The 20,182-nt window shown below is 57.2% G+C and carries 14 protein-coding genes; 4 read left to right on the top strand and 10 right to left on the bottom strand.

The features are described 5' to 3' along the window. The first annotated feature begins 84 nt into the window (after nt 1-84). From ACFO1S_RS05580 to ACFO1S_RS05570, 3 genes are read left to right on the top strand one after another with little or no spacing between them, the layout of a single operon-like run. Entirely contained in the window at nt 85-828 is a 744-nt protein-coding gene (locus ACFO1S_RS05580; protein WP_204603223.1) for a response regulator transcription factor, read from the top strand. Between the two features lie 21 nt (nt 829-849). Beyond that, nucleotides 850-1,719, top strand: a complete 870-nt coding sequence (locus tag ACFO1S_RS05575) for a class I SAM-dependent methyltransferase (protein WP_204603224.1) — start codon at nt 850-852, stop codon at nt 1,717-1,719. Then, entirely contained in the window at nt 1,635-3,011 is a 1,377-nt protein-coding gene (locus tag ACFO1S_RS05570; protein ID WP_204603225.1) for a CapA family protein, read from the top strand. Before ACFO1S_RS05575 ends, ACFO1S_RS05570 begins: the two co-directional genes overlap by 85 nt. Before the next feature lie 132 nt (nt 3,012-3,143). Here ACFO1S_RS05570 and ACFO1S_RS05565 read toward each other — a convergent pair whose 3' ends face one another. Next, nucleotides 3,144-3,632: a MarR family winged helix-turn-helix transcriptional regulator gene (locus ACFO1S_RS05565; RefSeq protein ID WP_204603226.1), complete on the bottom strand. Its 489-nt coding sequence runs from the start codon at nt 3,630-3,632 to the stop codon at nt 3,144-3,146. Nucleotides 3,633-3,828: 196 nt separating this feature from the next. Here ACFO1S_RS05565 and ACFO1S_RS05560 point away from each other — a divergent pair, with 196 nt between their 5' ends. After that, the gene (locus tag ACFO1S_RS05560; RefSeq protein ID WP_204603227.1) at nt 3,829-4,005 is read left to right on the top strand and encodes a hypothetical protein; all 177 of its coding nucleotides are present in this window, start codon (nt 3,829-3,831) and stop codon (nt 4,003-4,005) included. 9 nt (nt 4,006-4,014) lie between these two features. On the opposite strand, the gene gyrA is transcribed toward ACFO1S_RS05560, so the two are convergent. From gyrA to nth, 9 genes are all read right to left on the bottom strand, one after another. Further along, a complete protein-coding gene (gene gyrA, locus ACFO1S_RS05555) occupies nt 4,015-6,495 on the bottom strand; it encodes a DNA gyrase subunit A (protein WP_204603228.1) in 2,481 nt (826 codons plus the stop codon). A gap of 45 nt (nt 6,496-6,540) precedes the next feature. Then, nucleotides 6,541-8,523: a DNA topoisomerase IV subunit B gene (gene parE, locus ACFO1S_RS05550; RefSeq protein WP_204603229.1), complete on the bottom strand. Its 1,983-nt coding sequence runs from the start codon at nt 8,521-8,523 to the stop codon at nt 6,541-6,543. A 278-nt stretch (nt 8,524-8,801) separates the two neighbouring features. Continuing rightward, nucleotides 8,802-9,791 carry an ABC transporter permease gene (locus ACFO1S_RS05545; protein ID WP_204603230.1) on the bottom strand — a complete coding sequence of 330 codons (990 nt, stop codon included), beginning with the start codon at nt 9,789-9,791 and terminating at the stop codon, nt 8,802-8,804. Then, the gene (locus tag ACFO1S_RS05540) at nt 9,784-10,749 is read right to left on the bottom strand and encodes an ABC transporter ATP-binding protein (protein ID WP_204603231.1); all 966 of its coding nucleotides are present in this window, start codon (nt 10,747-10,749) and stop codon (nt 9,784-9,786) included. Before ACFO1S_RS05540 ends, ACFO1S_RS05545 begins: the two co-directional genes overlap by 8 nt. A gap of 27 nt (nt 10,750-10,776) precedes the next feature. Beyond that, nucleotides 10,777-11,595, bottom strand: coding sequence for a GDSL-type esterase/lipase family protein (locus ACFO1S_RS05535; protein WP_204603232.1), 819 nt, complete (start codon nt 11,593-11,595; stop codon nt 10,777-10,779). A 263-nt stretch (nt 11,596-11,858) separates the two neighbouring features. Beyond that, complete coding sequence (locus ACFO1S_RS05530; protein ID WP_204603233.1) at nt 11,859-13,658, bottom strand: ABC transporter ATP-binding protein; 1,800 nt, start codon at nt 13,656-13,658, stop codon at nt 11,859-11,861. Next, complete coding sequence (locus ACFO1S_RS05525; protein WP_204603234.1) at nt 13,655-15,457, bottom strand: ABC transporter ATP-binding protein; 1,803 nt, start codon at nt 15,455-15,457, stop codon at nt 13,655-13,657. The genes ACFO1S_RS05530 and ACFO1S_RS05525 overlap by 4 nt, the downstream gene beginning before the upstream one ends. 258 nt (nt 15,458-15,715) lie before the next feature. Then, the gene (locus ACFO1S_RS05520; RefSeq protein WP_204603235.1) at nt 15,716-19,429 is read right to left on the bottom strand and encodes a dynamin family protein; all 3,714 of its coding nucleotides are present in this window, start codon (nt 19,427-19,429) and stop codon (nt 15,716-15,718) included. Continuing rightward, on the bottom strand, nt 19,426-20,094 hold the full coding sequence (gene nth, locus ACFO1S_RS05515) for an endonuclease III (protein ID WP_204603236.1): 669 nt from the start codon (nt 20,092-20,094) through the stop codon (nt 19,426-19,428). Before nth ends, ACFO1S_RS05520 begins: the two co-directional genes overlap by 4 nt. Nucleotides 20,095-20,182: the final 88 nt, after the last annotated feature.

The following is a 20,182-nucleotide window of genomic DNA, read 5'->3' as shown; positions in this document are numbered from 1 at the left end:
AACGTCATTGTAACGGTGCATTGATTACTCGTCAACGCTTTCGTTATAATAAAGGCTTAAGACCTTCTTTATTGGAGGATGGTTATGAAGAACTGCAATGGAACGATTCTGGTCGTGGACGACGAGCAGGAAATTACCGAACTGATCGCTTTATATCTTGAAAAAGCCGGATACGAGGTTCATGCTTCCGACAACGGGCCTCACGCTCTAAGGCTCGCGGAGAAGCTCGTACCGGATCTTATCGTACTGGATGTCTCCCTGGGACGAATGGACGGTATTGAGGTGTGCAAAGCCCTCAGACAGGGCGTCTGCGCGGATGTGCCGATCTTGTTCCTGAGCTGCAAATCGGAGGACCAGGATATTATTCGCGGCCTGTCCGAGGGCGGAGACGATTATATTACGAAGCCCTTCAGCCCGAGCCAGCTCGTCGCGAGAATTCAAGCGCATATCCGCAGAAGAAGAACGCGGGAGAAAGGCGCGGAAGAGCAAACCGTTACGCTCAGCTTTACGGGTCTCGACATCGATTTCCGCAGCATGGAGGTGCGTCTGGACGGAGAGGTCCTTCCCCTTTCCGCCAAGGAATTCGAGCTGCTGAGCGTTCTCGCTCGTCAGCCGAACCGCGTCTTTCCGCTTGAGGAGCTGTATCGCCGTGTGTGGCAGTCGGACAGCATGGGCGATACAAGGACGCTAATGGTTCATATCAGCAATCTGCGCAAGAAAATGGAAGCCGATCCCGCGCATCCGCGCTGGATTCAGACTGTGCGCGGCTTTGGCTACCGGTTCAGCACCTCCATCGAAGACGAGGAGCAATCTACAATTCATAATTGACGGCAAAGGAAGAAAATGACGATGAAAACGGCTCAGGATTGGCAGGATTACGAGTTGCTGGACACCGGCAACGGAGAAAAGCTCGAACGCTGGGGAGATGTCATTCTCCGACGTCCGGACCCCCAGATTATATGGCCGCTGAAAGCCGATTCGGCGGAATGGAAACAGGCCGACGGTCATTACCACCGCAGCAGCAGCGGCGGCGGACAGTGGACGTACAAGCGCTCCCTTCCGGAGAAGTGGAGTATCGCCTACGGACCTCTTAAGTTCCATATTAAACCGACAAGCTTCAAACATACCGGCTTATTCCCGGAGCAGGCTGTGAATTGGAGCTGGATGATGAACAAGATCCGCGAGGCGAATCGGCCTATTCGGGTCTTGAACCTGTTCGCATATACCGGAGGCGCAACGGTAGCCGCCGCCTCGGCGGGAGCGGACGTATGTCACGTGGATGCCGCCAAGGGCATGGTGCAATGGGCGAAGGAAAACGCCCAGCTCTCGGGACTCGGATCCGCGCCGATCCGCTACATTACGGACGATGTCTTCAAGTTCGTCCAGCGCGAACAAAGAAGAGAACGGCAATACGAGGCCATCATTATGGACCCTCCTTCTTATGGAAGGGGACCTAACGGAGAAATGTGGAAGCTGGAAGAGAACCTCTTCCCCTTCCTGGAATCCTGCATGTCCATCCTGTCGGACAAGCCGCTCTTCGTGCTTGTCAACTCCTATACGACCGGATTCTCCCCGACCGTATTAAGCAATCTGCTGCAATTGTCCTTCCAGCGCAAGTTCGGAGGCAAGCTGGATTGCGGCGAAGTCGGATTGCCGATTACGCGCAGCGGCATGACGCTGCCCTGCGGCATCTATGGCCGCTGGGAGAGCGAATCGTGAGCCGGCTGGCTGCTTCGCGCGCTCGCGCCGCGAACGGCTTCGTCAAGCGGCCGCCCCTGATCGGGATCGGCCTGCTTGCCCTCTCGCTGCTGACCGCTTGTACGACCGATTCGCCGGGACTCTCCAAGCCTTCCTCCGAACGGCTGCCGAGCGAGTCCGCGCCCCCGTCGCCGCCCATACAGACGGCCTCGCGAACGCCCGAGCCATCGGCAAGCGCCTCTTCGGAGCCCTACACGCAAGAAGCCACGCTTCTCGCCGTTGGCGATATCATGGTGCATATGCCGCAATTGCCGGCATATTACAACAAAGCGGGCGATCGCTACGACCTGCGTCCCTGGTTCTCTCAGGTCCGGCCGATCTTGCAGACGGGAGATTGGGTGGTTGGCAATCTTGAAACTCCGATCGCGGGCAAAGACCTGAAGTATACCGGATATCCGCGCTTCAATGCGCCCGACGAGCTGGCGGCCGCCATTCGGTACTCGGGCATCGAGCTTGTCTCGACCGCCAACAATCACACGCTTGACCGCGGCGTGCCCGGCGTTACGCGAACGCTTGCTGCCGTGCGCAAGGCCGGTCTCATCCCTTTCGGCTCATCGGCCAGCGCGACGGATCAACGCCGCCTAGTCATCGAGGAAAGAAACGGAATTCGCATGGGCTTCCTGTCTTACACCTACGGAACGAACGGGATTCCGATTCCTTCCGGTCGAGCCTATGCCGTTAACCTGATCGACCCGGACACCATCAAGAAGGACATCGCCAAGCTACGTCAGGCCGACGCGGATGTCGTTACGGTCAGTCTTCATTTCGGAGTGGAATACCAACGCATGCCGAATCAGGAGCAGACGAAACTCGTTAAAGAGCTGATTCGATCTGGCGCGGACATCATCCTCGGCTCGCATCCCCATGTCGTTCAGCCTTACGACATGATCGAGATTTCTGCTGCGGAGAGCCGAGACGGCAAGGCGCGTACGGGGATCGTCATCTATTCCCTCGGCAACTTTATTTCCAACCAGACGGGAAGCTGGAAGGATGTCGGCCTGATCTTCGGCGTGCGAATGACCAAAACAACGCATCCGAACGGCGTCTCCGAAATACAGTGGAACGAGATTACGACCGAGCCTACCTGGGTCCATATTATCGAAAAACAGAAAAAACGGCATTATACCGTTATTCCCTTGCGAAGCGAGCTCAAGCAAAGAAGCTTCGCGGAGCTCACCGCCCAGGATTATGCGAAAATGAAGACGATGCTGAAGGGTCTCGATCAACATCTGCAACGGCTTCAAGCCAGTTAAACGGATCGGGACATAGGGCATAGATCATGCAAAGAAGCCCCTCCTTGGTAAAATGGAAGCGACGAGCAACCATTTATCAGGGGGGCTTCTTTTAACTATTCAAACTTCAAGGACGCCTCGTTGCATTTTCTCCTACGAGCGTGCTGCGGCGGCATTGTCGACGACTTCCTCCGCCTGCTCTTCGCCGGACTTTTTCTCCGCCGCGCCTTCCCGGGTGCCGGATACTTTGCCGATCAAGTAGACGAGCAATTGCCGATTATGGCTCGATATGCGCTCCAGCGAACGATTGACGATTTCACTGCGCACTTCAACGCCCCGCTTCACCTCCGAGCGTCCCAATGCCGTCATCGTAATCCAGACGATTCTGCGGTCGTTCACGTCCCGGTTTCTTTCGACCAGCCCCGCGCGCTCCATACGATCCAGCAGCGTAGTAATTGCAGCCGGCGTCGTCTCCAAGTGCGGAAGCAGTTCCGATGGCTTCATCGGCTCGTGCGCCTGAAGCAGCTCCAATACCTCCAGTTGTCCTGCCGTCAGCTGCGGGGCAAGCCCCGCCTCCATCTGCGCGTTCCAATCCTTCGTAAGCTTCATCCAGCTTTTCACGAATTCCCCGGTTTTGTCCATCGGCACGCTCCTTTCTTCCCGAACCTTGCCTTCTCCTTTATTATACTCAGCCGCATTGTCGAATGATAGTTTAATGCAATTAAATATTTACGACACGAATCCGCAAGAGAATGAACAGGACGACAGACGACGACATATACTGGTTACGAAAAATGGGTAAAAGCGGAGAATCGGCTTGGCAAGGAGGCGATACCCCATGACTTCCAACGATCAGAAGATCAAGATGATCGGTCAGATGGCCCGAGAGGCCGGATTAATAGACGACCCACAGTGGCTGGAACGTCTCAATGAGCCGGTGCCCCTGTGGGTCATATTGGACCTGATGCTGCGCTGGGTGGACCGCAGCGAATCGAACAACGGCCCTTATGATTGACAGCCCGCGTTACGGCTGTGTGGACAACGGCTTAATGAAGGCTTCCGTCAGCGTGTCGCCGCGGTCTACAGCGGTCATCAGCTTGCCTTGTCCTCTTCGCTCTTCAATCGGAGAGCTCTCGGATGAAAATTCCGACACCGCGCCGCTCGCGGTGACGGCCAGCAAGGCGACCGATTCCTTGATATGGAATGCGGCAATCAGCTTGGTGCCGTTCGGCCTCACACGCTTGCCTTCCTTGAATTCAAACGTCTGAATGCCTTTTCCGCCGCGCCCCTGCTGCGGGTAATCCAACAGCAAGGTCCGCTTGGCGTAGCCGTAATCGGTCAGCACAAGGATTTCCCCTTCATCCTCCGCCACGGTCAGGGCATCCGTCACTTCGTCTCCGTCCTTCAGTACGATGCCTCTTACCCCGCCGGCCACTCTTCCCTGGACGCTCGCTTCTTCCCGATTGAAGCGAATGCTCATGCCTTGCTCCGTTACCAGCAGCAAGTCCTCGGCTGCATCGGATCGCAGCACCTTCACGATCTCGTCCCCGTCGGACACCTTGCAAGCGGCAATCGCCATGTTGCGCGACGTCGCGTAATCCGCGAGCGCCGTCCGCTTGACTTGCCCGCGCTTCGTGACGAAGACGAGCATCGGACCTTCGACTCCCTCGGAGCCGTCCGTTGCCGGCGCCAGCTCGGCGCTCTTGGCATGGACGATGCTTACGATACGGTCATCCTTGGCAAGCGGAAGCACGTTCACAATCGCGGTGCCCGTATCCTTCCACTTAAATTCCGGAATCTGGTGTACAGGCAGCAGATAATAGTACCCCTTCTGCGTGAACAGCAGCAGCGGATCAAGGGTACTGACACCGAGGCTCCAGCGAATGACATCGCCTTCCTTGACGCCTGCGCTCCCAAGCTCTCCCCCGGATCGGGTGAAGGACAGCAGGCTTGTCCGCTTGACATAGCCTTCGCGGCTAAGCGTGACGATGACGTCTTCGGCCGGGACCATAACTTCGAGGTTCACCTTGATATCTTCCACTTCGCCCTGAATGACAGAGCGCCGATCAATTCCGAATTTGCCGCGAATTTCCGTCAATTCGTCCTTGATGACGTTCAGAAGCTTGCGCGGACTTTCGAGAATGGCGCGAAGCTGGGCAATCTTCTTCTGCGTCTCGCCGAGCTCCTTCTCCAGCTGGTTGATCTCCAGATTGGTCAGACGATACAGCTGCAAAGTCAGAATAGCGTCCGCTTGGCGCTCCGTGAAGCCGAACTTGGCAACCAGATTGTTCTGCGCATCCAAGCGGTTCTTGGAGGCTTTGATCGTCTCGATGATCTGGTCCAGCAGATTCAGCGCCTTAACGAGACCTTCCAGAACGTGGGCGCGATCCTCCGCCTTCTCTAGGTCGTACTTCGTACGATGAGTTACGACCTCCTTCTGATGCTCGACGTAGGCATCAAGAATTTGCTTAATGCCAAGCTGGCGAGGGGCTTTGTTCACGATCGCGACCATATTGAAGTTGTACGTCGTCTGCAGATCGGTTTTTTTCAGCAAATACGCGAGAATCCCTTCCGCATCGACGTCCTTCTTCAGCTCGACCACAATGCGCAGGCCGTTCCTGCCGCTCTCGTCGCGAACCTCCGCGATGCCTTCGACCTTTTTCTCCATGCGCAAAGAATCGATGGCGTTGACCAGTCTGGACTTGACGATCTGGTAAGGAATTTCAGTAATGACGATTTGCTGCTTGCCGCCTCTCATTTCCTCGATGGCGGTTTTGGAGCGGATATAAATTTTGCCCTTGCCGGTCTCATAGGCTTCGCGAATGCCATCTCCGGCCATAATGAGCCCGCCAGTAGGAAAGTCGGGGCCCTTGACGATCTCCATCAGCTCCGGAACGGTGAGCTCCGGCTTGTTCATGATGGCAATACAGGCGTCGATAATCTCGCGCAGATTGTGCGGCGGAATCTCCGTTGCGAAACCGGCAGAAATCCCCGTTACGCCGTTAACGAGCAAATTCGGATAACGAGCGGGAAGTACGACTGGCTCCTTCGTCGTATTATCGAAATTATCCTTGAATAGCACGGTTCGCTTTTCAATATCCCGAAGCAGCTCCATGGCAATTACGGACAACCGGGCCTCGGTATAACGCATTGCAGCCGGCGGATCGTCATCCATCGAGCCCCAGTTCCCATGGCCGTCAACAAGCATATGCGCCATTTTCCAGGGCTGGGCCATCCGGACCATTCCTTCATAGATCGGAGCATCTCCATGCGGATGGTAGTTCCCCATGACATCCCCGACCGTCTTAGCCGACTTGCGGTAAGGCTTGTCCGGCGTATTGCCCGAATCGTACATCGCGTACAGAATCCGCCGTTGCACCGGCTTTAATCCATCGCGGACATCGGGAATTGCACGGTCTTGAATAATATATTTGGAATAGCGTCCGAAGCGGTCGCCTACGACCTCCTCCAAAAACGCCGGCAAAAACTGCTCAAGTAGGCTCACTGCTTACTGCCTCCTAGTCTGTTATGAGTACAATGGCAAATTCAATTACTCCTCGTACTCCGTGAAATCCACGTTCTCGATAATCCAGCGCTTGCGCGGATCGACCTTGTCCCCCATCAGGGTGGACACGCGGCGTTCCGCCTTGGCGGCGTCCTCAATCTGTACCTGCAGGAGCGTCCGCGACTCGTAATTCATCGTTGTCTCCCACAGCTGATCGGGATTCATCTCGCCCAGTCCTTTGTAACGCTGCAGCTCGGCTCCCTTGCCAAGCTCCTTGGTGTATAGGTTCAACTGCTCATCCGTCCAGGCATAGCGAACCGTCTCCAGCTTGCCGGACTTCCTCGTAATCTTGTAGAGCGGCGGCTGCGCGATGAATACCTTGCCCGCATCGATGAGCGGCTTCATGTACCGATAGAAGAACGTCAGCAGCAGCACCTGAATGTGCGCTCCGTCCGTATCCGCATCTGTCATGATGACAATCTTCGAATAGTTGCACTCCTCGACGTCGAATTCCGAGCCGATCCCCGCGCCGACCGCTGCAATAATCGCTTTGTACTCGTCGTTCTTCAGAATGTCGACCAGCTTCGATTTCTCGGGATTCATCGGCTTGCCCTTGAGCGGCAGAATCGCCTGATACTTGGAGTCCCTGCCTTGCTTGGCGGAGCCGCCGGCCGAATCCCCTTCCACGATAAACAGCTCATTGCGCGAGCTGTCCTTGGATTGGGCGGGAGACAGCTTGCCCCCCAGACTGGCGCTCTCGCTGCGCTTCTTCCCGCTGCGGATTTCCTCGCGCGCCTTGCGCGCCGCTTCGCGTGCGCGCGACGCCTGGATGGACTTGCGGATCAGAAGCTGTCCGACCTGGGGATTTTCCTCCAGAAACACGGTCATCTTGTCGGTCACGACCGCATCTACCGCGCTTCTGGCCGTTGCGCTCCCCAGCTGATCCTTCGTCTGGCCGACGAATTCGACCTCCGACATCTTGATGTTGATGACGGCCATCATGCCTTCCCGCAGATCGTTGCCTTCGAGATTTTTTTCCTTCTCCTTGAGTTGGCCGGTCTTGCGCGCATATTCGTTCAGCACGCGCGTGTAGGCCGTCTTGAAGCCGGTCTCGTGCGTGCCTCCGCCTCTTGTGGGAATCGCGTTGACGAACGAGGCGATCGTCTCGGTATAGCCGTCGTTATATTGCAGCGCAACCTCGACCTCGATGTCATCCTTCTCCGCTGTGAAGTGAACGACATCGTGAAGCACCGATTTCTCTTCGTTCAGGAATTGCACGAATTGTCGCGCTCCGCCCTCGTAATGGTAGCTGTCCGACTTGCCGTTGCGCTCGTCCTTAATGTTCACCTTAAGGCCGGAGTTCAGGAACGCAATCTCCTGAAGCCGCTCGGACAGCGTATCGTAATTCATGCTGACGTTGCCGTGGAACACCTTCGGATCGGGCTTGAATGTCACTTTCGTCCCCGTCCGGTTCGTATTTCCGGTGACCTCCAGCCCCGTAACAGGCTCGCCGACATGCTCCGTGCCCTTATCGTCGATCCACGTCTCGAATCTCATTCTATGTATTTTGCCTTCGCGATAAATCTCGACCTCCAGCCACTCGGACAGCGCATTCGTCACCGAGGCGCCAACCCCGTGCAAGCCGCCGGATTTCTTATAGCCGGCTCCGCCGAATTTGCCGCCCGCATGCAGAATCGTAAAGACGACCTGAGGCGTCGGAATCCCGCTCTTGTGTATGCCCGTCGGTATGCCGCGGCCGTTGTCGATAACCGTTATGGAATTGTTGGCATGGACGATCACGTCGATCTTCGAGCAATGCTTGGCCAGATGCTCGTCGACCGCGTTGTCCACGATTTCCCATAACAAATGATGCAGTCCCGCCGTCGTCGTGCTGCCGATGTACATCCCCGGCCTTTTGCGAACGGCGGTCAAGCCTTCCAGAATCTGAATATCATCCGCGCTGTATTCGCTTCCCGCATGAGCCGCGGGAGCCGCGGGAGAAGCGAACAAATCGATTTGTTCGGTCACGAATGGACCTCCTTGCGTAATCTGTTGCGCCATCGTCGTGGACGCACTTCCGTTTAATTCTAATTCAAAAGCGAAATGTTGTCCAAAGTTTCCATCATCACTATCAGGTTACCCTAGTCGTTTGCGTGTTTTTACAATAATGGCCTTTCGCGAAAAACGCAACCCCCAGAGCAAGAACAAGCGTTCCCGTTATTATACCATAAAGCAGCCGATGTTATGATCAATCATACCAAACGCCCAGACCTGGAGCACATAAGGTCTGGGCGTTTCAAGCCATTCTAGTTCATGATATCCTGCTTCGTAAAAACCGCGAACGATACGATCAGCGCAATGGCTCCCGATATGCCCAATACCGCAAGCGAAAATCCGAGCGTCATGCCTTCGATCGGAGGCGGCGTTCCCCTTAAATAGGCGGACAGCTCCAGATTGACATTAAACAAGTATTTGGCGCTTTTCCAGGAGGAGGCCATGTTGGCCAGAATCGTTCCCGCGATAATCGTCGCCATCATGGTCACGAAGCTTGCCGCCGTGCTGCGTACGAGCACGGATACCATAAGCGCGATGATGGCCACGATCATGGAAGAAAACCAGTTCAACCCCGATTGCATGAGCAAGTACAAGCCTTGGGTGATCGCATGAACGTTCGTCGTGTCCACGTCCGCCCCTTGAACCTGAAAGCCGACGAACACCGGCTCTCCCCAGCCTCCGTATCCGAATACGAGTCCGGATATCAAGTAGCACAGCAGCACCGTCGTGACGATAATCATCGAAACGTACAGCGTCACGGTCGCCAGCTTGGAGAAGAGAATGCGCCACCTTCGGACGGGTCTCGTCAGCAGCATCTTGATCGTTCCCGTCGAGCGCTCCGACGACACGAGATCCGATGCGATCGCCAGCACGAGAAGCGGAATGAATAGGGAAACCGCATTGTCCATAAACCGGCGGGTGAACGTGACGGCGTTCGGCGATTCAGGATTGATATCGTGATCCAAGTAATATTGCAATTGCTGGACGAGCGCCTTGCGCCACTTCTTCCACTCCTCCGGAATCCGGTCGCTGCTCAGGGCGTTCGTGTTGTCCGTAATGCGGCTTTGCAATTCGGCCCGCCAGTCGGTATTGAACTTATCCGTCGTGTTCTGGGCGATCTTCATTTGCGCATAGACAAATATCGGAATGAGAATGAGCAGAATGAGCACGATGACCGCGAATCTTTTTTTCTTCCACACCTTCAACGTCTCGTTCTGGATCAGAGCCAGCAGATTAGCCAATTTTCTCCCCCTCCGTCAGCTTCAAGAATAGTTCCTCCAGGGAAGGAGCGACGCGTTGAACGGAAAGGATGCCGATTCCCGCGTCTACCAGACGTTTCACCCATTCCGTAACCTGGCTTTCCTCCATCACCGTCACGATCGGATCGTTCATCGCCGAGAGCAGCGCTTCGTCGATGCGGTGCTCCTTGTCCGGGATGAGCGCAATCTCCGGCTGATTCCGGAACATCTCTCGCGTCGCCACGGGCCGATCGACCTGCCAGATCGTATAGGTGCCCGCTTGCGACACCAGTTCTTCCACTTCGCCTACGGCAATCACTTCCCCGTGCGCGATGATAGCTACCCGATCGCACATGAGCTGAATTTCGCTGAGCAGGTGGCTGGAGATAAACAAGCTCATCCCGCCCTCCGCGAGCATCCGAATAAACTCGCGCAGCTCCTTAATCCCCTTGGGATCGAGCCCGTTCGTCGGCTCGTCGAGAATGAGCAGCTTGGGCTTGCCGAGCAGAGCTTGGGCGATGCCCAAGCGTTGACGCATGCCCAGCGAGTAGTTTTTCACTTTGTCGTGAATGCGCTGGTCGAGGCCGACGATCTCCGCCACCTCCGCGATGCGTTCCTCCGAAATGCCCTTCTGCATGCGGGCGAAATGCTCCAGGTTCTCCCAGCCTGTCATGAAGCCGTACATTTCCGGATTCTCGACAATGCAGCCGATGTGCGACAGCGCCCGTTCCGGGTGCGTGCGCACATTGTCGCCGCAGACGACGATATTGCCTGCCGTCGGCTTGATCAGATCGACCAGCATGCGAATGGTCGTTGTTTTGCCTGAGCCGTTCGGGCCGAGAAAGCCGAATATTTCACCTGCATATACCTCGAATGAAACCTCGCGGATGATCGGTTTGCGCCCGATTTTTTTTTGAAGTCCCTGTACCGACATCACGATCTCTTTCGCGTTGCCGCTCATCGGCTGTTCCCTCCCGTGCGTGGATAATTATTGAAGCGATTCGACGACTCTTCCGGAAATACGCTCATATCCGAGCGCGTTCGGATGAAAATGGTCCGAGGAAAGGTAATCCGTCAGATTGAACTCGAACAAATCGTATGTCGGCACGACCGTTGCATTGCCGTCGGCCAGAGCCAGTCGAAAAGCATAATCGTTCCACTCCGCTACGACCTCGCTGGCGATCGCGCGCATCTCGGCTACGTCGTAGAAGGCGTTGTACAGTCCCACGTAAACGATACGAGCCGTCGGATTGGCCTGCCTGATCTTGCCGAATACCTCTTTCAGCCGGGGCGTCACCTCGGGAAGGCGTTGCTTAAGCGCCTCGGGAGACAGATCGCCGCCTTCCGCCAGCGAGCCTCCGCCCTGAGCCTCCTGAAACAGGTCGTTGCCGCCGATTGTAAGCACGACGATATCCGCCTTGCCGACGGCGTTCACGTAGCCCTTCTCTTCGAGGTTCTTGGCCAATTGATCCGCTTTCAGTCCATTAATGGCCATATTGTTGACCAGATACACCGGCTTGTCCAGCTTGTCCGACAACGCTTCAATCGCGCGGTTGACATATCCCTCTCCCGTGGAATCCCCGGTTCCCTTGGTCAGGGAATCGCCGAGAGCGGTTACGTAAAGCTCGGGCTTGGCGCTCCATTCTCCCCCCGTCGCCTTCTCCGGCTCGCCGACCTCCGGCAGCGCCAGGCTGCTTTGCGGAAACCAGGTATCCTTGATTGCCCAGGCGAAGCCCGACAGCATTACTATCAAGCAGACCAGCATCGTTAAGCCTAAAATGCGCCATAACAAAGAAGATGACCGCATGCTTCTCCCCCATTCGAATAACCGGACAACCGTCCCGTTTTTTTCTGCACGATTCCACGATAACGGTTCTTGCGACATTTTTCAAATTTATGCCTGCCTTTTCGGAGCAAGTAAATAGGGCTTGCCATCTCCGGTACGGCGATGAACGTCTCGTATCACGCCATCGTATGAGATGAGCGGGTCTGTATCTTTCTTTTCGCCCGTGCAAAAAAACCGGCCTGAGGGCGATGGTTTCGCCGACAGGCCGGTTTGCGGAATTCTCGTTAAGCGGATAAGAAGCGATACTGAGCGTCGACTAGATTGCGATAATGGCCCGGACGCTTCATCAGCTCCTCGTGATTGCCGATTTCCTTGATTTCCCCGTGATCAAGCACGACGATTTGATCCGCGTGGCGAATTGTCGATAACCTGTGAGCCACGATAAAGGACGTTCTTCCTTCCAGCAGCGTCGCAAGCGCCTCTTGGATGCGAAGCTCGGTCTCGGTATCGATGCTTGCCGTCGCTTCATCCAGCACCAGTATACGCGGATCGGCGAGCAGCGCCCTTGCGAAGCTGAGCAGTTGGCGTTGTCCGACGGACAGAGCGTTGCCTCGCTCCTCCACCTCGGTATCGTAGCCTCGCGGCAGATCGGCGATAAAATCGTGCGCCCTGACGGAACGGGCGGCGGCTTCCACCTCCGCGTCCGTCGCATCCGGGCGGCCATACCGAATGTTGTCGCGGATCGTGCCGGAGAAAATAAACGTATCCTGAAGCACGATCCCGATCTGCGAACGCAGGCTATCGATCGTTACGTCCCGAATGTCCGTCCCGTCGATCAGAACGCGGCCCTCCACCGTATCGTAGAAGCGGCAGATCAAGTTCACAATCGTACTCTTGCCCGAGCCGGTATGGCCGACCAGCGCAACCGACATTCCGGCCTTCACGTCAAGCTCGACTTCCTTCAGCGCCGGACGATCGGCTTCATAGCCGAAGGTAACGCCTTCAAGCCGTACGTCGCCGCGCAGCTTGGCAATGGGGTACGCGTCTTTCTTCTCCGGAACGGCCGGGGTCTCATCCATGAACTCGAAAATGCGCTCGGCAGAGGACATGGAGATCAGCAGCTGGGAGTACATGTTTCCCAAGCGGGTAATCGGCTCCCAGAAGCTGCCGACGTAAGTAATGAAGGCCACCAGCACCCCGACGGTCATAGCTCCCGATTGAATAAGATAGGTGCCGTACAAAAGCAAAATCAGCGTACCGATCGCCGACGTAATCTCAATGATCGGGCCGAACAGCTGGTTCAGCGCCGACGCGGTGTTCCAGGAGCGAATACTGCTGGAATTCATCCGGTCGAAAAAACCGATGTTCTCCTTCTCCTGCGCGAACGCTTGCGTGACCCGGATGCCCTGAATGCTTTCGTTCAAATGGGCGTTGATCCGGGATTGCTTGATCCGTACGACTTGCCAGGCCATACGGATTTTTTTGCGCAGCGCGGTCGAGACGAGAAACATCAACGGAACCGTAATCATGACCGCCAGTCCCAGCGTCGGCTCCATGACAAGCAGGATAATCGTAATGCCGATTAGCTGCATAATATCGATTGCCGAGTTCACGACGCCGTTGGTGAACATATCCTGCAAGGAGTTGACGTCGTTGGTCACCCGCACGAGAACGGAGCCCGCCGGCCGCTTGTCGAAGAAGCGGAACGACAGCGACTGAATATGGCGGAACAGCGCGGCCCGCAAGTCGAAAATCACCTTCTGGCCGATTCCGTTCGTTTGCTCAATCGTATATTTCTGCGCCCACCAACGCAGACCGTACAACGCGAGCATGACGGCCACGATGGTAATGAGCAGCGACAGGCTGCCGCTTCCCTCTTGCGGATGGATCGCCTTATCGATGGCGAAGCTCATCAGCAGCGGAATGGCCAGCCTCGCCAGCATCCCGAACACCGTCATGACGAACACGACACGAGCGACAGCGCTCTTGTACGGCTTGACGAAGATTAGCAGGCGGCGCATCTGCTTCCAGTTAAACGGCTTCTCTATAAGTTCATCGTCTTGATAGACAAATTGGCGGCTCATCCCGACACCCGTCTTTCTCCCGAAGGCTTTGCCGCCGTCAGAGGCTGGTCCAGCTCATCAGGGCGATCGGCATATTGAATGCGATAGGTTTCGCGATACAAGCCGGGCTGCCGCACGAGCGCGTCGTGCGTGCCTCTCTGCGTCGTATGACCCCGATCCAGCACGAGTATTTCATCCGCCCTTCGCAGCGTCGAAATCCGGTGGGCGATCATGAGCACGGTTCGTCCGGCCATCACCTGGCGAATCGCCGTTTGAATCTCATGCTCGGTCTCCATATCCAGTGCGCTGGTCGCATCATCCAGAATGAGAATCTTAGGCTTGTTCAACAGCGCTCTGGCGATCGCGATACGCTGCTTCTGGCCGCCGGACAAGCCCATGCCCCGTTCCCCCACGATCGTATCGTAGCCAAGCGGAAGCTCGCGAATGAAGCCGTCGGCCTGCGCCAGCCGCGCCGCTTCCTCGATTTCTTCCTGCGTCGCATCCGGGCGGCCGTAGCTGATATTTTCCTTAATCGTCGTCGAGAACAGGAAGGATTCCTGGAACACGATGCCGATCTGGCTGCGCAGGCTGGCCAGCTCGATATGACGAATATCGACTCCGTCCAACGTTATCGCTCCTTCGCCGACGTCGTAAGCTCTCAGAAGCAGGCCTACCGCAGTCGATTTTCCCGATCCGGTGCCCCCAAGCAATCCGATGACCGATCCTGCGGGCGCGTCTACCCGAAAGCCCAGCAGCGCCGAGGGTTGATCGTCGCGGTTCGCATATCTGAAGCTGACATCCTCGAAGCGAACATGGCCTTGCACCCTGTCCCCGTCCAGAACAAGAGCTTTGGGATGGCTTCTGACCGCAATCGGCTGATTCAGCAATTCCAGCAAGCGCTCGCCCGAGGCTTTGGACTGCGTATAGCCGTTAATCTGGAAGCCAAGCGTCCATAGCGGCGCTACGATGAGTCCGAGCATGCCGCTTAGCGCGACCAGATCTCCCAGGGACAGCGTACCTGCAATGACACGCCAGCCTCCAGCGAGGAGCAATGCGGCTACGCTTACGTTCGCGATCATCTCGATCAGCGGAAAATAGCGAGCCCATACCGTTGCGAGCGACAGATGGTTGTCTCTGTAATCCACGTTTTCTTTCACGAATTTGCGAATCTCGAAGGGCTCGCGGGCGAACGACTTGACCGTTCGGACTCCCGTTACGTTCTCCTGAACGCGCACCGTCAGCCTCCCGACCGCCGAACGAATCGAGCGGAATACCGGGTGAATGTTCTGTTCGAAACGGATGGCGACGAACCCGAGCACCGGAACGATGACAAGGGTCATCAGCGTGAGCGGCCAATCGATGAAAAACATCATCGTGAAGCCGAATACGAGCAGCAGCCCGGTATTGAGCAATTGGGCGAAGCCGAAGCCGATGAACATTCTTACGCCTTCGATATCCGCCGTCAGCCTTGACATGAGGTCCCCCGTTCGTGCGGTATCATAGTAAGAGAACGACAATTGCTGCAGCTTCTCGTAGCAAGCATTGCGCAATCGATAAGCCAGTCGGTTCCCCAGTCGCCCGCCGCTAAATCCGTGTACATACTGGAAGCCCGCCTTCACGACGATAATGCCGACAGCCGTCAGCGTTAATCCCAGCACGCCTTCATACCGCCCCGGCACAATCATCTCGTCGATCAGCGTCTTGAGCAGCAGAGGGTACGCCAGACCGAGCGCGGTTGCAATCGCGAGCCCTGCCACAGAGCCCCACAGAAACCCTTTGTCATGCCAATAATAGGTTTTTAATGCCCGAAAAATATCCAATGTCGATCCTCCCGTCGCTGCTTTCTACGGCAGTGTAGCTCAATCGAAATTCCCCGGCAACAGCGCTATTCTCGCCTTTTCGAGCCTAGGGCGGAAGTAAGCGGCTTCATCTCGACGCATGCATCGATTCTCTTCCATATCGTCGCGTATCGTACCCAACATCCCCTTGTTGGCTCGAATATGCAAGGAAAGCTAAGCCATTAGAAGAAAAGGCTCTCTTCCATCTCCTTAAAGATGGAAGAGAGCCGATTTTGGGTCTTATCGCCTGATTTCTCGCCACTCGTCCCGAAGATTCGCGATCAACAGTTCTTCGCCCGGTTCGCGAAGCGCCTGGCTCATGCTCAGAGCAAAAGCCGACAGCTGGCCGGACCATGCCGACGCTGCCGCACGAACGCCCTGCTTCAGCGCCTCCTCCGCCTCGTTCTCCCATCGTGCGCGAAGCGTCGAGAGGCCGGCGTCCATCGTCTGAAACAAAGCCTGCTCCAGCTCCTCGCGCAGCGTGGCCGAGCCTTCCTTCTCAAAGAAGTGCTTCGGCGATCGGAACGCGCTCCACAGCTGTCTCTGCTCGAAATACGGCCCTGCGGCAAATACGTCGGGAAGCGGCAATTCAAGCCCGATCCGGTCGACAGGCTCGGGGGTGAAGCCTTCGCGCTCCATCTCTCCGAGTCCGGACAACGATCCGAGCGCCTTCTCCGCCAAAGCCTGAATCGTTCCTTCCAGACGCAAGCCCGCGGCGCGAAGCTCTTGAAGCAAATCCTCGTTCAGCGAGCGCTTCAGATCCTCTCCGCAAGCTTGCAGCAGCTTCTTCAGGTCTCGTCCGTCGTCCTGCAGGATAGAAGGATGGAATGCCAATTGATAGTGCTCCTTGAATCGGAACTTCAACCGCTGACGCAGATGATACAGCTGCTCGCCGACCTCCTGCAGCAGCGGCTGCGCGGCCGCCGGCACGCCGGCGCCGCTCTCGCCCTGCCATCGTTCGGCTTGCTCCTTCAGACGCACCGCCTTCGCTTCCCGGGTGGCCGCATCCGCGTTGGCGGACGCCAGCCAGCTATCCAGCAGCTTATCGACGCGGTCCAGCTCCTTGTTCGCCGACGCAAGAGCGAGGCCCCCCAGCTCCTCCTCCGAGAACTTCCGGAAAGCCGTCTCGAAGGCGGACAGCCCGGAGGCCTCCATCGAGGCTTGATTGCGCGCGAGCTTCGCTTGCAGACCGTTCAGGCTGGACACCGCGAACAGCCTCGGCTTGCGAATGCCATGCTTAAGCAGCTGAGCGCCGACATGCTCGCGCACGTGATCCAACTCCGCTTCGGAGGAAGCCAGGTCCGCGGCGTTAATGACGAAAAACATTTTGTCCAGCTCGAAGACGTCCTTCACGCTGCCGAGCTGGTTAAGAAACTCGCGGTCGGCCTCGGTGAACGCATGATTATAATAAGTCACGAACAGCACCGCGTCCGCATTTTTAATGTACTGAAATGCGACGCCGGTGTGACGGGCGTTGATGGAGTCGGCTCCCGGCGTATCAACGAGCACGGCTCCGCTTCGCGTGATCGGAGAGTCCACGTAAAGATCGATCTCCGAGACGAAGCAGGACGCCTGCTCCTCGGCAGCGAATCTTCTATACTCGCTCTCGCCTGCCGTCAGCTGGCTGCCGAGCAGCGGTCCGAACTCGCTCCAGCCTTTGGCGGCAGCCGTCAGGAACGCCAGATGCGGGCCGCCGCGAGGGTGAAGCTCGCTCGCAACGATCGGGTCCTTAAGCGCCAGCAGCGCATCAATGTCCGAGCCCGCCGCTTCCAGCTTCTCCTTGGCCACGCCGATCCGCTTAAGCGAATGGCGCAAGTCTTCGAGGAATTCCTCGGGCGTCTTCATCGTTACGAGCGCAGTGCCGTCCGGCCGTTCCGGCGTAGCCGCGACGATCCGATTGATGGTTGCGGTCGTTGGATTCGGAGACACCGGAAGCACGGATTTGCCAACCAACGCGTTCGCAAAGGAAGACTTGCCGGCACTGAATGCGCCGAAGAGAGCAATGGTAAAGCTCTTATTCCTGAATCGCTCGGCTTTGGCATAGAGCCCGTCGGCCACGCTGCGAAGCGCGCCGACCTTCGCCAGCAGCGAGGCGGAGCGTTCCAGCTTCTCCGCCGCTCCCTGCGGCGCGCCCAAGCGGACGACGCCCTCGGACGGCTGAGCCGGGGCGTTCTCGCTCTCGGCCTGCATTTGCTCGTTCGCGCCTGCCTCAGCAGCGAAAGCTTCCGCAGCAAGCTCCCGACTCTCCTCTGCGGCAGCGCGAAGCCGCTCCTGTCCCAGCGGCTCAGGGGCGGGCAAGACCAATTCTGCCGCATCAGGCGCGTGCGGCAGCAACGCTATCAATTGCTGCTCCTCCGCCCGCTCCTCTTCTTCCAGAGCGGCTACGGCCTCTGCCGCCGCTTCTCTCTTCGCAAGCTCCGCGAGCTGCGCCTTCAGTTCTGCGAGCTCTTGCTCCTGCGCCGGAAGCTCTCGTTCCTGCAAACCGTCGCTCCATTGAAGCGCCGCCTTGCGATAGAGCGACTTAAGCGCGGAGCTGAGCTCGTCGGAGTAGTGCAGTGTAGCTTGCCCGTCCGCTCCCGCTCCCGGCTTCACAAGAGAACGAACCCAGTCGGACGAGACGGGCTGAAAGCATGAGGCCAGCGACTGCTCCATCTCGTCCCCGGAGTAGCCGACCTGTTCGGCCTCTCTGCGAAGCAATTCCATAAGATGGCCTGTCACATGCGCGGATACCTGCCGGTTAAAGTCGTCGGACAAGCGACCCAGCCTAGCGGCTCTCTCCGCTTCCGTCTTGGCCGCCCCGGACAGCCACCCCGCCTTGAAGCCCGGCTGCATGGCAGCGAGCACCTCGCGGGCCTTCTCCCGGGTTTCGGCGGGCGTCAGGTTTGCGCTGGCCAGCAGCTTATCCGCCTCCGTCCGCACGCGTTCCCTTCGCGCGTCTCCCGCGTTCTGAAGCTTGGCCAGCCCGGCCTCCAATGAGGCTCGTAGCGCCTGTCGCCGCTCCGGCTCCTCCTCGCCAAGCTGCGCCTCAAGACGTTCTCTTTTTCCTTGATTGCGTTGGTGCAGCGACTCGCGGTACTGGTCCGCCAGATGCAGCGCCGATCTCGCCGCGCTTCTGACCATTAAGGAGTCCGCCAGCGGCTGAAGATCCGAGATCAGCTCAAGCAATTGCGGCCACTGGGATAACGGATGCCCCGGCTCTCTTAAGGACAGAAATAAAGTTGCGCCCGTTTCAATATCCCAATTGGCCAACGCTTGCCGGAGACTCTCGCGAAATTCCGCGAACGCGATCTGCTCCTCCCTATGCTTATCGATCTGATTCACGATCAGATAGGTGGGCTTGCCCCAACGCGTCAGGCTGCGAAGAAAGCGAAAGTTCACCTCGGATTGCACGTGGTTATAGTCCGTCACATAGAACACGACATCGGCCAGGTGCAGCGCCGATTCCGTAGCGGCGCGGTGCGCCCCGTCCGTGGAATCTACGCCTGGCGTGTCTACGATGGCCATGCGGTCGCCTAAGAGCGGGATCGGGTAGGAAACCTGAATAGAGGTGACGCCTTCCCCGTCTACGGCGAAGTCATGAAGCTGCTCTACGGCGATGCTTCGGGCCGGGAACACCGTTCCGTTCGCATCGCGAAACACCGTCTCCGCGGAGGGGGCTCCGTTGACTACCGTTACCACGTTCGCGCTGGTCGGGATCGGCGAAGCGGGCAGCAGCGTCGCCCCGCACAGCGTATTGACCAATGTCGATTTACCTGCCGAGAAGTGTCCGCAGAACGCCACGGTCAGTCTGCCCGAGCGGAGCTTATCGGACAGCTCGAACAGCTTCTCGGCCTGCGTCGGGTCTCCGCCTGCCTTCGCTCTGGCGGACATCTCTTGCAAAGATTTAACATAGGGAATCAGTTCCGGGGACAATGGCGCGGCGGCGGCCGACGCTCCAGTATCGATTGGGTTCAAGAGGTTACTCTCCTTTTTTTCAAGGAGGCTTTCAGGCGGGACTTGCCTTCCTTGCAGTGTTCCAGTACAGGACATAGCTCACATTTTGGGTTCTGGGCCTTGCAATGATAACGTCCGAAAAAAATGAGCCGATGATGCGTAATCGTCCACTCCTCGCGCGGAACCTTGCGCATCAGCTTCTTCTCGACCTCCAGCACGGTATCGTCCGGCTTCGCAACGCCTAGACGCTTGGAGACGCGCTCTACGTGGGTATCGACGGCAATCGCCGGCACGTCGAACGCGTTGGACATCACTACGTTAGCCGTCTTTCTTCCAACGCCGGGAAGCTCCGTCAGCTCCTCGTGGGTGCGCGGAATTTCTCCGCCGTGCTTATCGATCACAAGTCGGCACAGCTTCTGGATGTTGGACGCCTTGTTGCGAAACAGTCCGATTCGGCGTATATCGTTCTCCAATTCCTCCAAAGGCACGTTCAGATAGTCTTGCGGAGCTCTGTATTTATCGAACAGCGTAGCCGTCACCTTGTTGACGGTCTCGTCCGTGCATTGGGCGGACAGCAGCACGGCAATCGTCAGCTCGAACGGATTGCGGTGATTCAGCTCGCATCTTGCATCGGGAAACATCTCCGCTATCGTATTCAATACTTGCTTTAACGTTGCAGCGTTCATAGGCGCTCCTTCATGATTGAAAAGTCATACCCAAGTTTACCGGAAGATCGGGGTTGCGGCAATATGCCGAGACATGCAATAGCTCCCC

The organism is Cohnella boryungensis (assembly GCF_042651945.1).
GTDB lineage: Bacteria > Bacillota > Bacilli > Paenibacillales > Paenibacillaceae > Cohnella > Cohnella boryungensis.
Note: the sequence above shows the minus strand (reverse complement) of the source record. Positions and strands in the feature narration are given on the sequence as shown.